Below are 14,943 nucleotides of genomic sequence, written 5' to 3'. Positions count from 1 at the left end.
CATGTCGTCAGCCGCTCCGGCCCCTCAACCGGAGAAGCCGACATGCGCGAGCCGCAACGGGCCGCGCAGCCTGAGATGCACGTCGTGCACGCCCTCGGCGACGATCCCGGCGCCGAGAGTGGTGTAGTCGTACGGTCCGGACTCGGACTCCGCCACCTCCCAGGTGGCGAGCACCGCGCCCCCGTCCAGGGACAGTTCGACCGAGCCCTCGCCGGAGACCAGGGCCGTCACCTCGGTGACTCCGTCGCCGAAGTCGCAGTCCCGGTAGACCAGTTCGCCGGTACGGCCCTCGGCGGCCGTCACCGCGTCACCCGCCGTCTTCGTCCGGTCGACGATCTCGACACCGCTCTGCTCGTCGAAGTCCGCGCCCGCAAGGCCCCGTCGGAGCACGGGACGCGGTGCGGCGGGCTCGCCGTCGAGCAGCACCGTCGTCCGCAGCCGGATGTCCTCGCTGGAGGCGCCGGCCAGCAGCTCGTACGGACCCGGCTCCAGACGCCACCGGCCCTGCGTCACGTCCCAGAACTCGAAGGCGCGCAGCGGGACTTCGAAGGACAGCTCCTCCTCGGCACCCGGGGCGAGCGTCACCCGCCGGTGGGCCACCAGCTCGCGGCGCGGGCGGGGGAGCGCCGGGTCGATCGCCCGGGTGTAGAGCTGGGCGACCTCGTCGGCGGTGACGTCACCGGTGTTCGTGATCGTGAACGAGACGTGCAGCGCCCCTTCCGCCGTACGGGACGTGAGGTCGCCGTACGAGAAGGACGTGTACGACAGCCCGTGGCCGAACGGGAACAGGGGCGTGCCCTCGAAGTACAGATAGGTCTGGCGGCTGCCGATGACGTCGTAGTCGAGGAGGCCGGGCAGGTCCGCGTCGCTCTCGTACCAGGTCTGCGGGAGGCGGCCCGCGGGGGAGACGTCACCGGCCAGGACACGGGCCAGGGCGGTGCCGGCCGCCTGGCCGCCGTGGGCCGTCCACAGCGCCGCGGCCAGCTGGGACGTGTCGACCGCGTACGGGTAGGCCGAGACCAGGGCCAGGACCGTGCGGGGGTTCGCCGCGCGGGCCGCCCGCAGCAGGCGCTCCTGGTGGGTGGGGAGCCGCAAGGAGGCGCGGTCCTCGGTCTCGCGGCCGTTGATGTGCGGGTCGTTGCCCGCGACGACCAGGACGACATCGGCCTCGGAAGTGACGCGGGTCACTGCGTCCTCGCCGCGTTCGACGATGATCAGCGTGAAGGTTTCCGGCTTCGCCTCGGGTGCCGGGTTCTCGTCGGCAACCTTCACTCCGTCCGCGGCGACAGTGACGTGGCGGCCCGTACCGATGTGCCGGAGGAGGTGACCGTTCGCGTGCGGTTCCAGGCGGAAGGTCTCCTGGACGACCCAGCCTCCGGGCTGGTCGGCGGAGGCGCGCAGGTAGCCGTCCTCGGCGACGGAGAGGTAGCGGCCGTCGGGGGCGCGGAGCGTGAGGACGCCCTCGCCCCAGTCGATCAGCGCGAACTCGGTACCGGTCGCGTCGGTCGTCAGCGGGGGCAGGTCCGTGCGGCCCGCGAGCAGCGCCGGGTCCAGGGCGCCCTCGGCGTCGCGCGCCTCGTCCTCGCCGCTCTCGGAGGCCAGGACGTGCAGAAACGTCCCGGCGGAGGTCTTGAGCCGGACCCGGTCCACGCCCTCCGCGAACTCCACGCGCTCGGCGCCGAACCGCTCGTACAGCCCCTCCAGCGGGGTGGAGCGGTGGATGAGCGTGCCGCTGTACCAGTCGCGCTTGCACTCGTCGGCGAGCAGGCCGACCACGGCGAGCCGGGTGCCGGGGGCGAGCGGCAGCACACCGTCGTTCCTGAGGAGCACGATCGCCTGCTCGGCGGCCTCCTGGGCGAGCGCGCGGTGCGCCGGGGTGTCGAAGTCCCGGACGTCGGCGTGCGGGTCGTGGTGCGGGTCGAACTCGCCGAGCCGGAAGCGGACCGAGAGCTGTCGGCGGACCGCGGTGTCGATCTCGGCCTCGGTCAACAGGCCCTGGTCGAGGGCACCTTGGATGCGCGCGATCATCTGCGTGCTGTCCGTGCCGTGGTCGGTGAAGCTGTCGACCCCGGCCCTGAGGGAGGCCGCGGTGGCCTCCTCGTGGGTGTCGAAGTAGTGCTCGTGATCAACCAGGTTGGAGGGCGCGCCGGCGTCCGAGCAGACCAGCAGCTCCTCCTGCGTCCAGGCCCGCAGATGCTCGCGCAGATACGGCGAGACGTGGTTGGGGCGGCCGTTGACCAGGTTGTACGCCGGCATCACGCCGGCCACCGCGCCCGCCTCGACCGCCTCACGGAAGGCCCGCAGGTCGTACTCGTGCAGCACGCGCGGACGCACCGAGCTCGACGAGGTGGCCCGGTCCGTCTCGTTGTTGTGGGCCAGCCAGTGCTTGAGCACCGGGGCCGTGCGCCAGTACGTGGGGTGGTCGCCGCGCAGTCCGTGGGTGTAGGCGGTGGCGATGGCCGAGGTGAGCTTCGGGTCCTCCGAGTAGCCCTCCTCGTTACGGCCCCACAGTGGATGGCGGAGCAGATTGACCGTCGGTGCCCAGATGTTGAGGCCGACCCTGTCGTCGCGGGCGCGCATCGCCCGGACCTCCTTGGACACCGCCTCGCCGATCCGCCGTACGAGATCGGTGTTCCAGGTCGCGCCGAGGCCCACCGCCTGCGGGAAGACCGTCGCGGGTCCCATCCACGCGACGCCGTGCAGCGCCTCCTGGCCGGTGCGGAACGCGGAGATGCCGAGCCGTTCGACGGCCGGGGCGAACTGGTGCAGGAAGCCGATCTTCTCGTCGAGGGTCAGCCGCGACAGCAGATCGTCGATGCGCTTCGCGAACGGCAGGTGTGGATCGCGAAATGGCGGTGTGTGCGGCGGGTGTGCGGTCACGTGGGGATCCCCTTGCGATGGATCGGTTCGATGCTTTCGAAGCGCTTCGATGCTCATTCGACACCGGGGTGGGTGTCAAGAGATCAACACCGTCACTTCAGGCGGTGCATAAGAAAAGGTCACCTCTCTTACCTCCGAGGAATCTTGGGAACGACCCTTGTGCACCCCTGGGTGTTCACTTAACCTCACAGCAACATCGAAGCGCTTCGACTACGGATTCCGCCACAACGGTCGAGGCATCGCTTCAGCTCAGCCAGTTCCACTCAAGACACCGCAGCCGACGGCTCCACCGCCGGGTGTCCTGGTGCGCCATGAAGGGTTGACGCAATGACGCCGAACGCCGCTTCCGCCTCCTCCGGGCCGAGCCGGAGAAGCTTCCTCGCCTCCACCGCGGTCGCCACCGCAGCGGTGGCGGGCGGGATGCCGCTGCTTGCCGCCTGTGGCGGCTCGGACAGCGGGGAGCGCGAAGGGACCACGTCGGGCAAGGCCGCGGACAAGATGCTCCCGGCTTTCGTCGCCAGCACGGTCGCGAACCCCGACCTCCCGTCGAAGAACGGCTCGGCCGCCGGCTACACCGGCAAGGTCGACCTCGCGGCCCTCGGGACCTCGGTCCCGGAGAAGCTCGGCACCGGCGCCCCCCTCAAGATCATGTCTCCCTTCTGGGGCTCCCCACCGAAGGCCGGCTGCGCCTACTACAAGGCGCTCGACGCCGCCGCGGGCACCAAGATCACCTGGCAGAACCAGGACGGCAACACCTACGGCGAGAAGCTCGGCGCGGTCCTCGCCTCCAGCTCCATACCGGACATGGTGGTCGTCCCGAGCTGGGAACTGGTCGGCAAGATCTCCAACGCCGTCACCGCGAAGTTCATGGACCTCAGCCCCTACCTCGCGGGCGACAAGGTCAAGAAGTACCCGAACCTGGCCGCGATCCCCTCCGACGCCTGGCGCATGGGCATCTTCGGCGGTGCGCTGCGCGGCATCCCGATGCCGGCCGCCACCGCGAACTGGATCGCGCCCCTGTACCGCAAGGACCTCTTCGACAAGAAGGGCTACACGGTACCCAAGTCGCCCGACGAGTTCCTGAGTTGGGCCAAGGAGGCCACCAGCGCCAAGGCCAAGGTGTGGGCCTGCAACGACATGACCTGGTCAGCGTGGAGCAACTTCGGCGTCCGCTCCTCCGGGACGCTTGGCTGGGACATGGGGTCCGACGGCAAGATGACGTACCGCATCGAGCAGCCCGAGTACCTCGAAGCACTGGAGTGGGTCCGCAAGCTGTTCGACGCGGGCGTGGTCCACCCCGACGACAAGGCGCGCACGGGCGACCAGGGCCAGCGGTTCACCGCCGGACAGGTTTTGGTCTGGAACACCAACATCGCCGACTGGTACGGGAAGACCGCCGAACAGGCCCAGTCCAACCCGGACTTCGAGATCGACGTGATCGACCTCTACGGCGCGGACGGCGGCAACCCCACGCTGTGGGCCTCCCAGCCCGCCACCATCTGGTCGCTGATCCGCAAGGGCGCCTCCAAGACGACGGTCGAGAACGCGCTGGCCGCCGCCGACTTCTCGGCCGCGCCCTACGGCACCAAGGAGCGGATGCTCGTCGACTACGGCGTCGAGGGCACCCACTACACCGTCAAGGACGGCGTCCCGGTCAAGAACGACCTCGGCAACTCCGAGGTCATCAACGCCTGGGTGATGCTGGCCGCACCGGCCGCCTACTTCGCGCACCCCGACTTCCCCGAGGTCGCCCGCAAGCAGGTCGAGTGGCAGCAGCGGATGGGCGCCTTCATGAAGAAGACGTCCACCTTCGGCATGAACATCGTCGAGCCGACCCGCTGGGCCAACCTCGGCAGCCAGTTCGAGCAGCTGGAGATCGACTACGTGCGCGGCAACCGCAAGCTGTCGGACGTCCAGGCGGCCATCTCCACCTGGAAGTCCTCCGGCGGCGACAAGCTGCGCGACTGGTACAAGCAGCTCCTCGACAAGAACGGCAGCGGCAACTGATGTCTCTCACGGCCGGGAGCAGGCCCGACGGGACTCGTCCTCCCGCGGCCGTCGAGGAACCGACGGTCGCTGTCGGAGCCGCGGTAACCGCTTCGGCGAAGGAACGGGCGCCGCGCAAGGCGAGCAAGGCCGGCAAGGTTCCCTTCAGGACCAGGCTGCGCCGCGACCGCACGCTCGTCCTGATGACGCTGCCCGTCATGGTCCTGCTCCTGCTCTTCAACTACGTTCCGCTGCTCGGCAACGTCGTCGCCTTCCAGGAGTACGACCCGTACGTCTCCAGCAACGGCGTCACCGCGATCTTCCACAGCCCCTGGGTCGGGGTGGAGCAGTTCTCGCGGATGATCGACGACCCGCTGTTCTGGAGCGCCGCCAAGAACACCATCGTGCTGTTCGTGCTCCAACTGGTGCTGTTCTTCCCGATCCCGATCGCCCTCGCGCTGCTCATCAACAGCGTGATCCGGCCCCGGGTGCGGGCCGTGGCGCAGGCGATCATGTACCTGCCGCACTTCTTCTCGTGGGTCCTCGTCGTCACCGTCTTCCAGCAGATCTTCGGCGGCGCGGGCATCATCGCCCAGACACTGGAGGACCACGGCTGGAGCGGCTTCGACCTGATGACCAATTCGGGCCTGTTCAAATACCTGGTCACCGCGCAGGCCGTCTGGAAGGACGCCGGCTGGGGGATCATCGTCTTCCTCGCCGCGCTGGCCGCCGTCAGCACCGACCTGTACGAGGCCGCCGCCATGGACGGCGCCGGACGCTGGCGCCGCATGTGGCACGTGACGCTGCCCGCGCTGCGCCCGGTGATCGCGCTGCTGCTGGTGCTCAGGGTCGGTGACGCGCTCAGCGTCGGCTTCGAGCAGTTCCTGCTCCAGCGGTACGCGGTCGGGGTCGGGGCCAGTGAGGTCCTCGACACGTACGTGTGGAACATGGGTATCCAGAACGGCGACTTCAGCTATGCGGCCGCGGTCGGCCTCGTCAAGGGAGCCATCGGACTTTGTCTCGTCCTGGCCGCGAACAAGTTCGCGCACCTGCTGGGCGAGCAGGGGGTGTACCAGAAGTGAGCCTCAACACGCAGCTCGTCCGCAGCCTCAAGGCCCCCGCCAGGCCCGTCTGGGAGGAGCCGCCCAGCAAGGCCGGACTCACCGCGAAGAGCGGTTTCCTTCTCCTGTGCTGTCTCGGCGTGCTCGGTCCGCTGTGGATCGTCATCGTCACCAGCCTCTCCCCGAAGCCGGTGATCGACCGGGTCGGTGGCCTCGTCGTGATCCCCCAGGGCATCACCTTCGTCAACTACACCGAACTGCTCAGCGGTGGCCAGGTCAGCCGGGCGATCATGGTGTCGATCGGGGTCACGCTCGTCGGCACGTTGTTCTCGATGGCGGTGTCGGTGCTGGCGGCGTACGGGCTGTCGCGGCCCGGGAGTCTGGGCCATCGGTTCTTCCTGGTGACCATGATGGCGACGATGTTCTTCGGAGCCGGCCTCATCCCCACGTATCTGCTGGTGCAGTCGCTGGGGCTCACGGACACCTATCTGTCCCTGATCCTGCCGAGCGCGGTCAGCGTCTTCAACATCCTGGTGCTGCGGGCCTTCTTCATGGGGATCTCGCCCGAACTCACCGAGTCCGCGCGGATCGACGGCGCCGGTGACATGCGGATCCTGCTGACCATCATCATGCCGCTGTCCCGGGCTGTGCTGGCCGTGATCTCGCTCTTCTACGCGGTGGGGTACTGGAGTGCCTGGTTCAACGCGTCGATCTATCTCAGTGATCAGTCGATGATGCCGCTGCAGAACGTGCTCATTCAGCTGGTGCAGAAGAACACGGCGAACCCTACGGGGTTGCAGCAGGCGGTTCGTACGGGCCAGTTGTCGGCGTTGGGGTTGCAGATGGCCGTGATGGTGCTGGCGTTGATTCCGGTCGCGGTGGCTTCTCCGTTCGTCCAGCGGCACTTCAAGAAGGGCATGCTCACGGGTGCGGTGAAGGGCTGACCTGCGCCTGATCCACGGGGGCTTCGATCGGTCGGCGGCTGCTGGTTCGTTGTGGCCTGTCGCGCCCACGCGGCGGAGCCGCACATCGATTCAGCCCCGCGCCCCTCGGTGGGCTCACTCCCCCTTAGTCCAGAGCGAGGTTTGTCATGCTTACGTCCGGACCTAGCCGTCGTGCTGTTCTTGCCGGAACGGCGGCCGCTGCCGCGATCACCATGGTTCCGTCCTTGCCGGCAGTCGCCGCGGCCGCCACCTCCTCCTACCGCTGGCGCCAAGTCGCCATCGGCGGCACCGGGTTCGTCACCGGAGTTCTCTTCCATCCCTCCGTGCGCGGGCTCGCCTACGCCCGTACCGACATCGGCGGCGCCTACCGATGGGACGACCGGAGCGCGCGCTGGACCCCGCTCAACGACGACCTCGGCTGGGACGACTGGAACCTCCTCGGTGTCGAGGCCATGGCCGTCGACCCCGCCCACCCCGACCGGGTCTACCTCGCGCTCGGCACCTACGCCCAGCCCTGGGCCGGCAACGGGGCCGTGCTGCGGTCCGAGAACCGCGGTGCCACCTGGGCCCGGACCGACCTCGCCGTGAAGCTCGGCGGGAACGAGGACGGCCGCGGAACGGGGGAACGGCTGCTCGTCGACCCGCGGGACAGCGACACCCTCTGGCTCGGGACCCGGCACGACGGGCTGCTCAAGTCCACTGACCGGGGCGCCACTTGGGCTGCGGCGAGCACCTTCCCGGGAGCTCCCAGCACCGGCGGTCAGGGCGTCACCCTCCTCGTCGCCGCCGGTCGCACCCTGTACGCCGGCTGGGGCGACTCCGACGGCACCGCCCCCAACCTGTACCGCACCTCCGACGGCACCACCTGGGAAGCCGTCCCCTCGCAGCCCTCCGGTACTTCCGCCAAGGTGCCGATCCGAGCCGCCTACGACTGCCACACCCGCGAGCTGTACATCACCTACGCCAACGCCCCCGGGCCCAACGGGCAGTCCGACGGCAGTGTGCACAAGCTGGCCACGACGAGCGGCAAGTGGACCGACGTCACCCCGGTGAAGCCCGGCGGCACCACCGCCGACGGCTCCTCGGACACCTTCGCCTACGGTGGCGTCGCCGTGGACGCCCGCCGCCCCGGCACGGTCGTCGTCTCCACCAACAACCGCTGGGCGGCCGTCGACACCCTGTACCGCACGACGAACGGCGGCCGTACCTGGACGTCCCTGAAGGACTCGGCGGTCCTCGACGTCTCCGAGACCCCGTTCCTCACCTTCGGCGCCGACGAGCCCAAGTTCGGCTGGTGGATCCAGGCCGTCGCTCTCGACCCGTACGACTCGAAGCACCTCGTCTACGGCACCGGCGCGACCCTCTACGGCACCCGGGACCTGAAGCACTGGGCCCCGCAGATCCGCGGCCTGGAGGAGACCTCCGTACGTCAGCTGATCTCGCCCCCGTCCGGTGAGGCGCACCTGCTGAGCGGGCTCGGGGACGTCGGGGTCATGTACCACGAGCGGCTGACCGCCTCGCCTTCGCGCGGTATGGCCTCGAATCCGGTGTTCGGGTCGGCGACGGGCCTCGCGCAGGCTGCGGCCAAGCCCGCGTACGTCGTCCGCACGGGCTTCGGCGACCACGGCAACGGCGCCTTCTCGAACGACGGCGGCAAGTCCTGGGCACCCTTCGCGGCCCAGCCCGCCCTCGCCAAGGACGCACCCGGCCCGATCGCCACCAACACCGACGGCAGCGTGCTGCTGTGGACCTTCGTGCACTGGGACGGCACCAAGTACCCCGCCCAGCGCTCCACCGACAACGGGGCGACCTGGTCCGAGGTCGCCACCTACCCCAAGGGCGCCACCCCGCTCGCCGACCCGGCCGACCCGGCACGCTTCTACGCGTACGACACCGACACCGGCACCCTGTTCGCCAGTACGGACGGCGGCCTCACCTTCACCGGGCGCGCGAGCGGACTGCCCTCCGGGGACAGCCAGTTCCAGCTGACCGCGGCCCCGGGGCGCTCCGGTGACCTGTGGCTGAGCACCAAGACGAACGGCCTGTACCGGTCCACCGACGGCGGAGCGACCTTCACCAAGCTCACCAGCTGCTGGGCCTCGCACACCCTCGCCTTCGGCAAGGCAGCCCGCGGCGCCGCCCACCCGGCGATCTACATGGTCGGCTCCACGGAGGCGATCACCGCCGTGTACCGCTCGGACGACGGCGCGAAGACCTGGGTGCGCGTCAACGACGACCAGCACCAGTGGGGCTGGATCGGCGCGACCATCGCCGCCGACCCGCGGGTGTACGGCCGCGTGTACATCGCCACCAACGGCCGGGGCATCCAGTACGGGGAGCCCGTCTGATGGCCGCCGGAAAGACACCGTCGCTGGGCGACGCCACCCGCGGCCGCATCCTCTTCGGCGGCGACTACAACCCCGAGCAGTGGCCCGAGGAGACCTGGCGCGAGGACGTCCGGCTGATGAAGGCCGCCGGCGTCAACTCTGTCACCCTCGGTGTCTTCTCCTGGGCGAAGCTCGAACCCCGGCAGGGGGAGCGGGACTTCGGCTGGCTGGACCGGCTGATGGACCTCATGCACGAGAACGGCATCGGGGTCGTCCTCGCCACCCCCACCTCCTCGCCGCCGCCGTGGATGGGCCACCTGCACCCCGACACCCTGCCCGTCACCGAGGACGGCCGCACCGAGTACTGGGGCGGGCGCCAGCACTTCTCCCACTCCAGCGCCACCTACCGCCGGTACGCCGCCGCCATCACCGAGGACCTCGCCGCCCGCTACGGCGGCCACCCGGCCCTCACTCTGTGGCACATCAACAACGAGTACTGCACCTACGACTGGAGCGACGAGGCCGCCGCCCGGTTCAGGGGCTGGCTCCAGCAGAGATACGGCACCCTCGACGCCCTCAACTCCGCCTGGGGCACCGCCTTCTGGAGCCAGGGCTACGGCGACTGGGCCGAGATTCACACCCCACGCAACGCCCACTACATGAAGAACCCCACTCAGGTGCTGGACTTCAAACGGTTCACCTCCGACATGCTCCTGGAGTGCTACACCGCCGAGCGCGACATCGTCCGCCGGGTCACCCCGCACACCCCGGTGACCAGCAACTTCATGCCGCTGTGGGTCGGCCAGGACGCCTGGCGCTGGGCCGAGGAGGAGGACGTCGTCTCCGTCGACCTCTATCCCGACCCGCGTGATCCCCTGGGAGCCCAACAAGGCGCCCTGGTCCAGGACATGACCCGTTCCCAGGCACGCGGCCCCTGGATGCTGATGGAACAGGCCGCGGGTCCGGTCAACTGGCGGGGCGTGAACCACCCCAAACCCCGTGGCCTGAACCGCCTCTGGTCCCTCCAGGCCGTCGCCCGAGGCGCCGACGCCGTCTGCTACTTCCAGTGGCGCCAGTCCCGTCAGGGCGCCGAGAAGTTCCACTCCGGGATGGTCAGCCACGCGGGGGAGGAGGGCCGTACCTACCAGGAGGTCAAGCAGCTCGGCGCCGAACTGGCCGCGATATCCGCTCAGGTGACGGGCAGCCACACCGCCAACGACATCGCCGTCCTGCACGACTGGCACGCCTGGTGGGCCGGCGCCCAGGACGGCCGGCTCTCGCGTGAGGTCGACTACCCGGACGTGCTCCGGGCCTGGCACCGCGCGCTGTGGGAGGCCCACCTCACCACCGACTTCGCCCACCCCGAACACGACCTCACCGCGTACAAGGTGGTCGTCGTCCCCCAGCTCTACGCCCTCACCGACACGGCGATCGACAACCTCCTCACCTACGTCCGCCAGGGCGGCACCCTCGTCTCCGGCTTCCTCACCGGCGTCGCCGACCAGGACGACCGGGTACGCCCCGGCGGCATGGACGCCCGGCTGCGCGAGCTGTTCGGCATCCGCACCCTGCACGAGTGGTGGCCGCTGGACGCGGGCGAGCGCGCCGAATGCGAGGGCTTCCGCGGCACGCTGTGGTCGGAGGAGATCGAGCAGGCCGAGGACGGCACAACGGAAACCGCCTACAAGGGCGGTGAGCTCGACGGCCTGCCCGCCGTGCTGCGCAAGGAGCGCGCCTGGTACCTCTCCACGCTCCCCGAACCCGACGCGCTGCGCGGACTGCTCGCCCGGATCGCCGCCGACGCCGGGGTCCGGCCGGCCCTGGACGCACTGCCCGACCAGGTCGAAGCCGTCCGTCGCGGGGACCTGCTGTTCCTCCTCCACCACGGACGCGAGTCGGTGACCGTCACCGTGCCGGGCACCCACCACGACCTGCTGACGGGAAGGACCGTCACGGACGAGGTGGTCCTCGGGCGTTACGGGGCGGCGGTGCTCAGGCCATGACCGACGGCCCCGTCCACGGCACCTGGGAACCCGAACCGGCCGCACGCTGGGAGGACGGCTTCCTCAGCGGCAACGGCCACCACGGCGCCCTCCTGTTCGGCGACCCGGACGACGAGCGGGTCGTCGTCACCCACCACACCCTGGTCCGCCCCAACGGCGCCGAACACGCCCGCCCGCCCCGCCTCGCCGCCGAACTGCCCGCGCTCCAGGACCGGTTGCTCGCCGGTGAGCTCGACGCCGCCGAGCGCTTCACGGACGGTCGCCCGCTGCAGTGGGTGCAGCCCTTCCACCCCGCCTTCCAGATCCGGCTGCGCCGTCCGCGCACGGCCGTCGCCGACTACCGCCGGTCCGTCGACTTCACCACCGGCGTCCTGCACACGCAGTGCCAGGGGCGACGCGGCCAGGTCTTCGTCTCCCGCGCGGACGACGTCATCGTCCAGCACGTCGAGGCGGCGGACCTGGTCGTCTCGCTGGACCACCGGCTCCCGGGCGCCCCCCACACCCTGAGGGTCGGCCAGAGCATCGTCCGCGCCGCCGACGGGGCCCTGCTGACCCTCCGCGTCCGCTACCCCGACAGCGACCGCCGCTACACCGGCATCACCCTGGTCGTCCCCACGGGCGGCGCCCGTACCGCGCTCATCGCGCCCGGCGCCCATGTCACCGGCGCCGAGTCCGTCCTGCTGCTGACCCGCGTCGTCCGTCACACCGGCGAACTGGACACGACACCCCACGTCGAGGCCCTGCGCGACCTGGTCCCCGAGTGCGAGGTGGAGGCCGAGTCCGCGTCCGACGCGTACGCCCGACTTCTCGACCGACACACCCGCCTCCACCGCCCCGCCTACGCACGTGTCGCCCTCGACCTCGCCGCCGATCCCACCGAACGCGCCCTGGCGGGCTCGGAGTTGCTGGCGCGACCCGACAGCCCGGCCCTCCTGGAACGCCTCTTCGCCGCCGGCCGCTACCACCTGCTCTCCTCCAGCGGCCTCTTCCCGCCCCGCCTCACCGGCCTGTGGACCGGCGACTGGGAGACGGCGTGGTCGGGAGCGTTCACCAACGACGCCAACGTCAACCTCCAGACCGCGTCCGCCGCGTGCGTCGCCCTCCCCGAAGTCACCGAAGCCCTCGCCTCCCTGATCCACCGGCAGATACCGGACTGGCAGGACAACGCCCGCGAGATCTTCGGCACCCGGGGTGTCGTGGCCCCGCCGCACTCCGACGGCGAGTCCGGGCTGACATACCACTTCAGCCGCGAGTACCCGCTGCACCTGTGGACCGCGGGCGCCGACTGGCTGCTCAAACCCCTCGTCGACCACGACGAGACGCGCGGCGAACAGGACCCGCGCACCGCCCGCGCCCTCGCCGAAGTCGCCCTGTTCTACGAGGACTTCCTCACCCGCACGGACGCCGACGGCCATCTCGTCGTCGTCCCCTCCTACTCGCCCGAGAACCGCCCCGCGAACGCCAGTTGGGGCGCGATCAACGCGGCCATGGATCTCTCGGCCGCCCGGCACGCCCTGCTGACGGCCGCCGCCTACCACCCGGAGAAGGCGGCAGCCTGGCGAGCCCTCGCCGACCGCCTCCCTCCGCACCGCGTCAACGCCGACGGCGCCCTCGCCGAATGGGCCCGGCCCGGCCTCGACGACACCTACGACCACCGCCACCTCAGCCACCTCTACGGCGTCTGGCCGCTCGACGAGATCACCCCCTACGACACCCCCGACCTCGCCAAGGCCGCCCACCGAGCCCTCGAACTGCGCGGCTCCGAGAACGACTCGGCCCACGGACACCTCCACCACGCCCTCGTCGCCGCCCGACTGCGCGACGGAGAACGGGTCGCGCACGCCCTCGGCCAGGTTCTGGGGGGCGACTTCTTCCACGCCTCGCTGATGAGCGCGCACTACCCGGACCGGAACGTCTACAACGCGGACGCCGCCCACACCCTGCCCGCCGTCCTCGTCGAGATGCTCGTGCAGTCGACACCGGACCGGCTGGTGCTGCTCCCGGCGGTTCCCACCATCTGCCCCCGAGGTGCACTACGGGGCATCCGCACCAGGTTCGGGGCCGTACTCGACCTCACCTGGAGCCCCACCGAAGCGACCGCGGTGCTGCGCCCCACCCGCACCACCCGCGTCGAACTCCGGACTTCCTCCGGCGCCGAGCCCCTCGAACTCGTCGCCGGAGAAGACCACGTCCTCCGTCTGGAGGCGTGGTAACCACCCCCGCATTTCCCCCCACCCATGGAAAGGGACACCATGGCAAGCACCCTGCGCAAGGTCACCATGGCCGTACTGGCCCCGGCGATGGCCCTCGGCGCCACCGTCGGACTCGCCTCCGCCCCCGCCTCCGCCGCCGTCTGGAGCTCCTGCGACCAGTGGGCCAACACCAGCCTGAACGGCTACACGCTCTACAACAACATCTGGGGCTCCGGCGCCGGCAGCCAGTGCATCTGGGCCAACTCCGGCACCAACTGGGGCGTCAACGCCAACCACCCCAACACCGGCGGCATCAAGTCCTACCCGAACTCCAAGAAGGTGATCAACAAGTCGATCACCTCGCTCGGTTCGCTCTCCAGCAACTACAACGTCACGGTCCCGTCGTCCGGCGCGTACAACACCTCGTACGACATCTGGGACACCGACTACGACTACGAGATCATGCTCTGGGTCAACAAGACCGGAGCCGTCGGCCCGCTCGGCACCTCGCAGGGCAACGTGACGCTCGGCGGCCACACCTGGACCGTCTACAAGGGCACCAACGGCGCGAACCAGGTCTTCTCCTTCGTCCGCACCTCCAACTCCACCTCCGGCTCGGTCAACATCCTCCCGATCCTGAAGTGGATCAAGGACACCAAGGGCTGGTTCGGCAACGAGACCATCGGTGACGTGCAGTTCGGCTTCGAGATCACCAGCTCGTCCGGCGGTCTGAACTTCACCACCAACAACCTGACGGTCAGCAGCAGTTGACCTGATCACGGGGCAGCGTCGGGTTTGATGGGGACATGCGTACCACCACCCCCCTCCGACGTGCCCTGACCACCGTGACCGCGACCGCGACCGTCGTTCTCATCGCGACGGGTACCGCGGTCGCGGTTCCGGTCCCCGGCACGGCCGCGGCCCCCCACTCCGCCGCCCGGCCCCTCTCCGCCCAGGCCCCCTCCGCCCTGCGCCCCGTCGTCGAACTCGCCGCCGCACGCCTGGCCACGGGCGACCTGGTCGCCGCCGCCAAGTGGGGCACCGACAGCCCCATCGACGACCCCGCCCGCGAACAGCAGGTCCTCGACAACGTGGCCGCCCAGGCCCAGCAGCTCGGCGCCGACCCGGCCGAGATCCGGGTGATCTTCCGCGACCAGATCGAGGCCAACAAGATCGTCCAGCGCGGCCTGTTCCAACGCTGGACCACCCACCCCGACGAGGCCCCGACGACCAAGCCCGACCTGAGTGCCGTACGGCAGGAGATCAACCGGATCACCAGCGCGCTGGTCCAGTCCCTCGCCACCACCGCCGACGACCGAGGCGCGTTCACCTGCCGCCCCGAGCTGGCACTGGCCGGCCTCCAGGTCCACCACGAGAACCATTTGGACGCTTTGCACACCCGCGCGCTGACCCGCGCCCTGCCCTCGATCTGCGGCAACTGACCCTTTGTCACGCGGAGATGCGGCCACCCTTCTCACAGGGCGACCGCATCGCCCCAGGGGCGCGGGGAACTGCGCGAACAGCCACGACGGCGCCGCACCCGCTGGACC

The 14,943-nt window shown here is 70.1% G+C and carries 9 protein-coding genes; 8 read left to right on the top strand and 1 reads right to left on the bottom strand.

The window, feature by feature from the left end; all coding sequences use genetic code 11:
- Window positions 1–24 precede the first annotated feature (24 nt).
- Window positions 25–2,880 (bottom strand): glycoside hydrolase family 3 C-terminal domain-containing protein, encoded by a 2,856-nt coding sequence (locus ABZT02_RS29630; RefSeq protein WP_356022725.1) that lies wholly within the window; start codon window positions 2,878–2,880, stop codon window positions 25–27.
- A gap of 327 nt (window positions 2,881–3,207) precedes the next feature.
- Between ABZT02_RS29630 and ABZT02_RS29625 the strand changes: the two genes are divergently transcribed.
- The 8 genes from ABZT02_RS29625 (at window position 3,208) to ABZT02_RS29590 (ending at window position 14,835) form a co-directional block, all read left to right on the top strand.
- The gene (locus tag ABZT02_RS29625; RefSeq protein WP_356022723.1) at window positions 3,208–4,887 is read left to right on the top strand and encodes an extracellular solute-binding protein; all 1,680 of its coding nucleotides are present in this window, start codon (window positions 3,208–3,210) and stop codon (window positions 4,885–4,887) included.
- The gene (locus ABZT02_RS29620) at window positions 4,887–5,948 is read left to right on the top strand and encodes an ABC transporter permease subunit (protein ID WP_356022720.1); all 1,062 of its coding nucleotides are present in this window, start codon (window positions 4,887–4,889) and stop codon (window positions 5,946–5,948) included. The genes ABZT02_RS29625 and ABZT02_RS29620 overlap by 1 nt, the downstream gene beginning before the upstream one ends.
- Window positions 5,945–6,871, top strand: a complete 927-nt coding sequence (locus ABZT02_RS29615; protein WP_356022718.1) for a carbohydrate ABC transporter permease — start codon at window positions 5,945–5,947, stop codon at window positions 6,869–6,871. Before ABZT02_RS29620 ends, ABZT02_RS29615 begins: the two co-directional genes overlap by 4 nt.
- Before the next feature lie 146 nt (window positions 6,872–7,017).
- Window positions 7,018–9,219: a 1,4-beta-glucanase gene (locus ABZT02_RS29610; RefSeq protein WP_356022716.1), complete on the top strand. Its 2,202-nt coding sequence runs from the start codon at window positions 7,018–7,020 to the stop codon at window positions 9,217–9,219.
- Window positions 9,219–11,201, top strand: a complete 1,983-nt coding sequence (locus tag ABZT02_RS29605) for a beta-galactosidase (RefSeq protein ID WP_356022713.1) — start codon at window positions 9,219–9,221, stop codon at window positions 11,199–11,201. The genes ABZT02_RS29610 and ABZT02_RS29605 overlap by 1 nt, the downstream gene beginning before the upstream one ends.
- Window positions 11,198–13,414: a glycoside hydrolase N-terminal domain-containing protein gene (locus tag ABZT02_RS29600; protein ID WP_356022711.1), complete on the top strand. Its 2,217-nt coding sequence runs from the start codon at window positions 11,198–11,200 to the stop codon at window positions 13,412–13,414. The genes ABZT02_RS29605 and ABZT02_RS29600 overlap by 4 nt, the downstream gene beginning before the upstream one ends.
- 39 nt (window positions 13,415–13,453) lie before the next feature.
- Window positions 13,454–14,164 carry a hypothetical protein gene (locus tag ABZT02_RS29595; RefSeq protein WP_356022709.1) on the top strand — a complete coding sequence of 237 codons (711 nt, stop codon included), beginning with the start codon at window positions 13,454–13,456 and terminating at the stop codon, window positions 14,162–14,164.
- A 35-nt stretch (window positions 14,165–14,199) separates the two neighbouring features.
- Window positions 14,200–14,835 (top strand): chorismate mutase, encoded by a 636-nt coding sequence (locus ABZT02_RS29590; protein ID WP_356022707.1) that lies wholly within the window; start codon window positions 14,200–14,202, stop codon window positions 14,833–14,835.
- The last annotated feature ends 108 nt before the right edge of the window (window positions 14,836–14,943 follow it).

It is taken from the genome of Streptomyces sp. NPDC005402, from assembly GCF_040606575.1.
GTDB lineage: Bacteria > Actinomycetota > Actinomycetes > Streptomycetales > Streptomycetaceae > Streptomyces.
The sequence above is the reverse complement of the archived record's forward strand: the minus strand, read 5'-3'. Positions and strand labels throughout refer to the sequence as shown.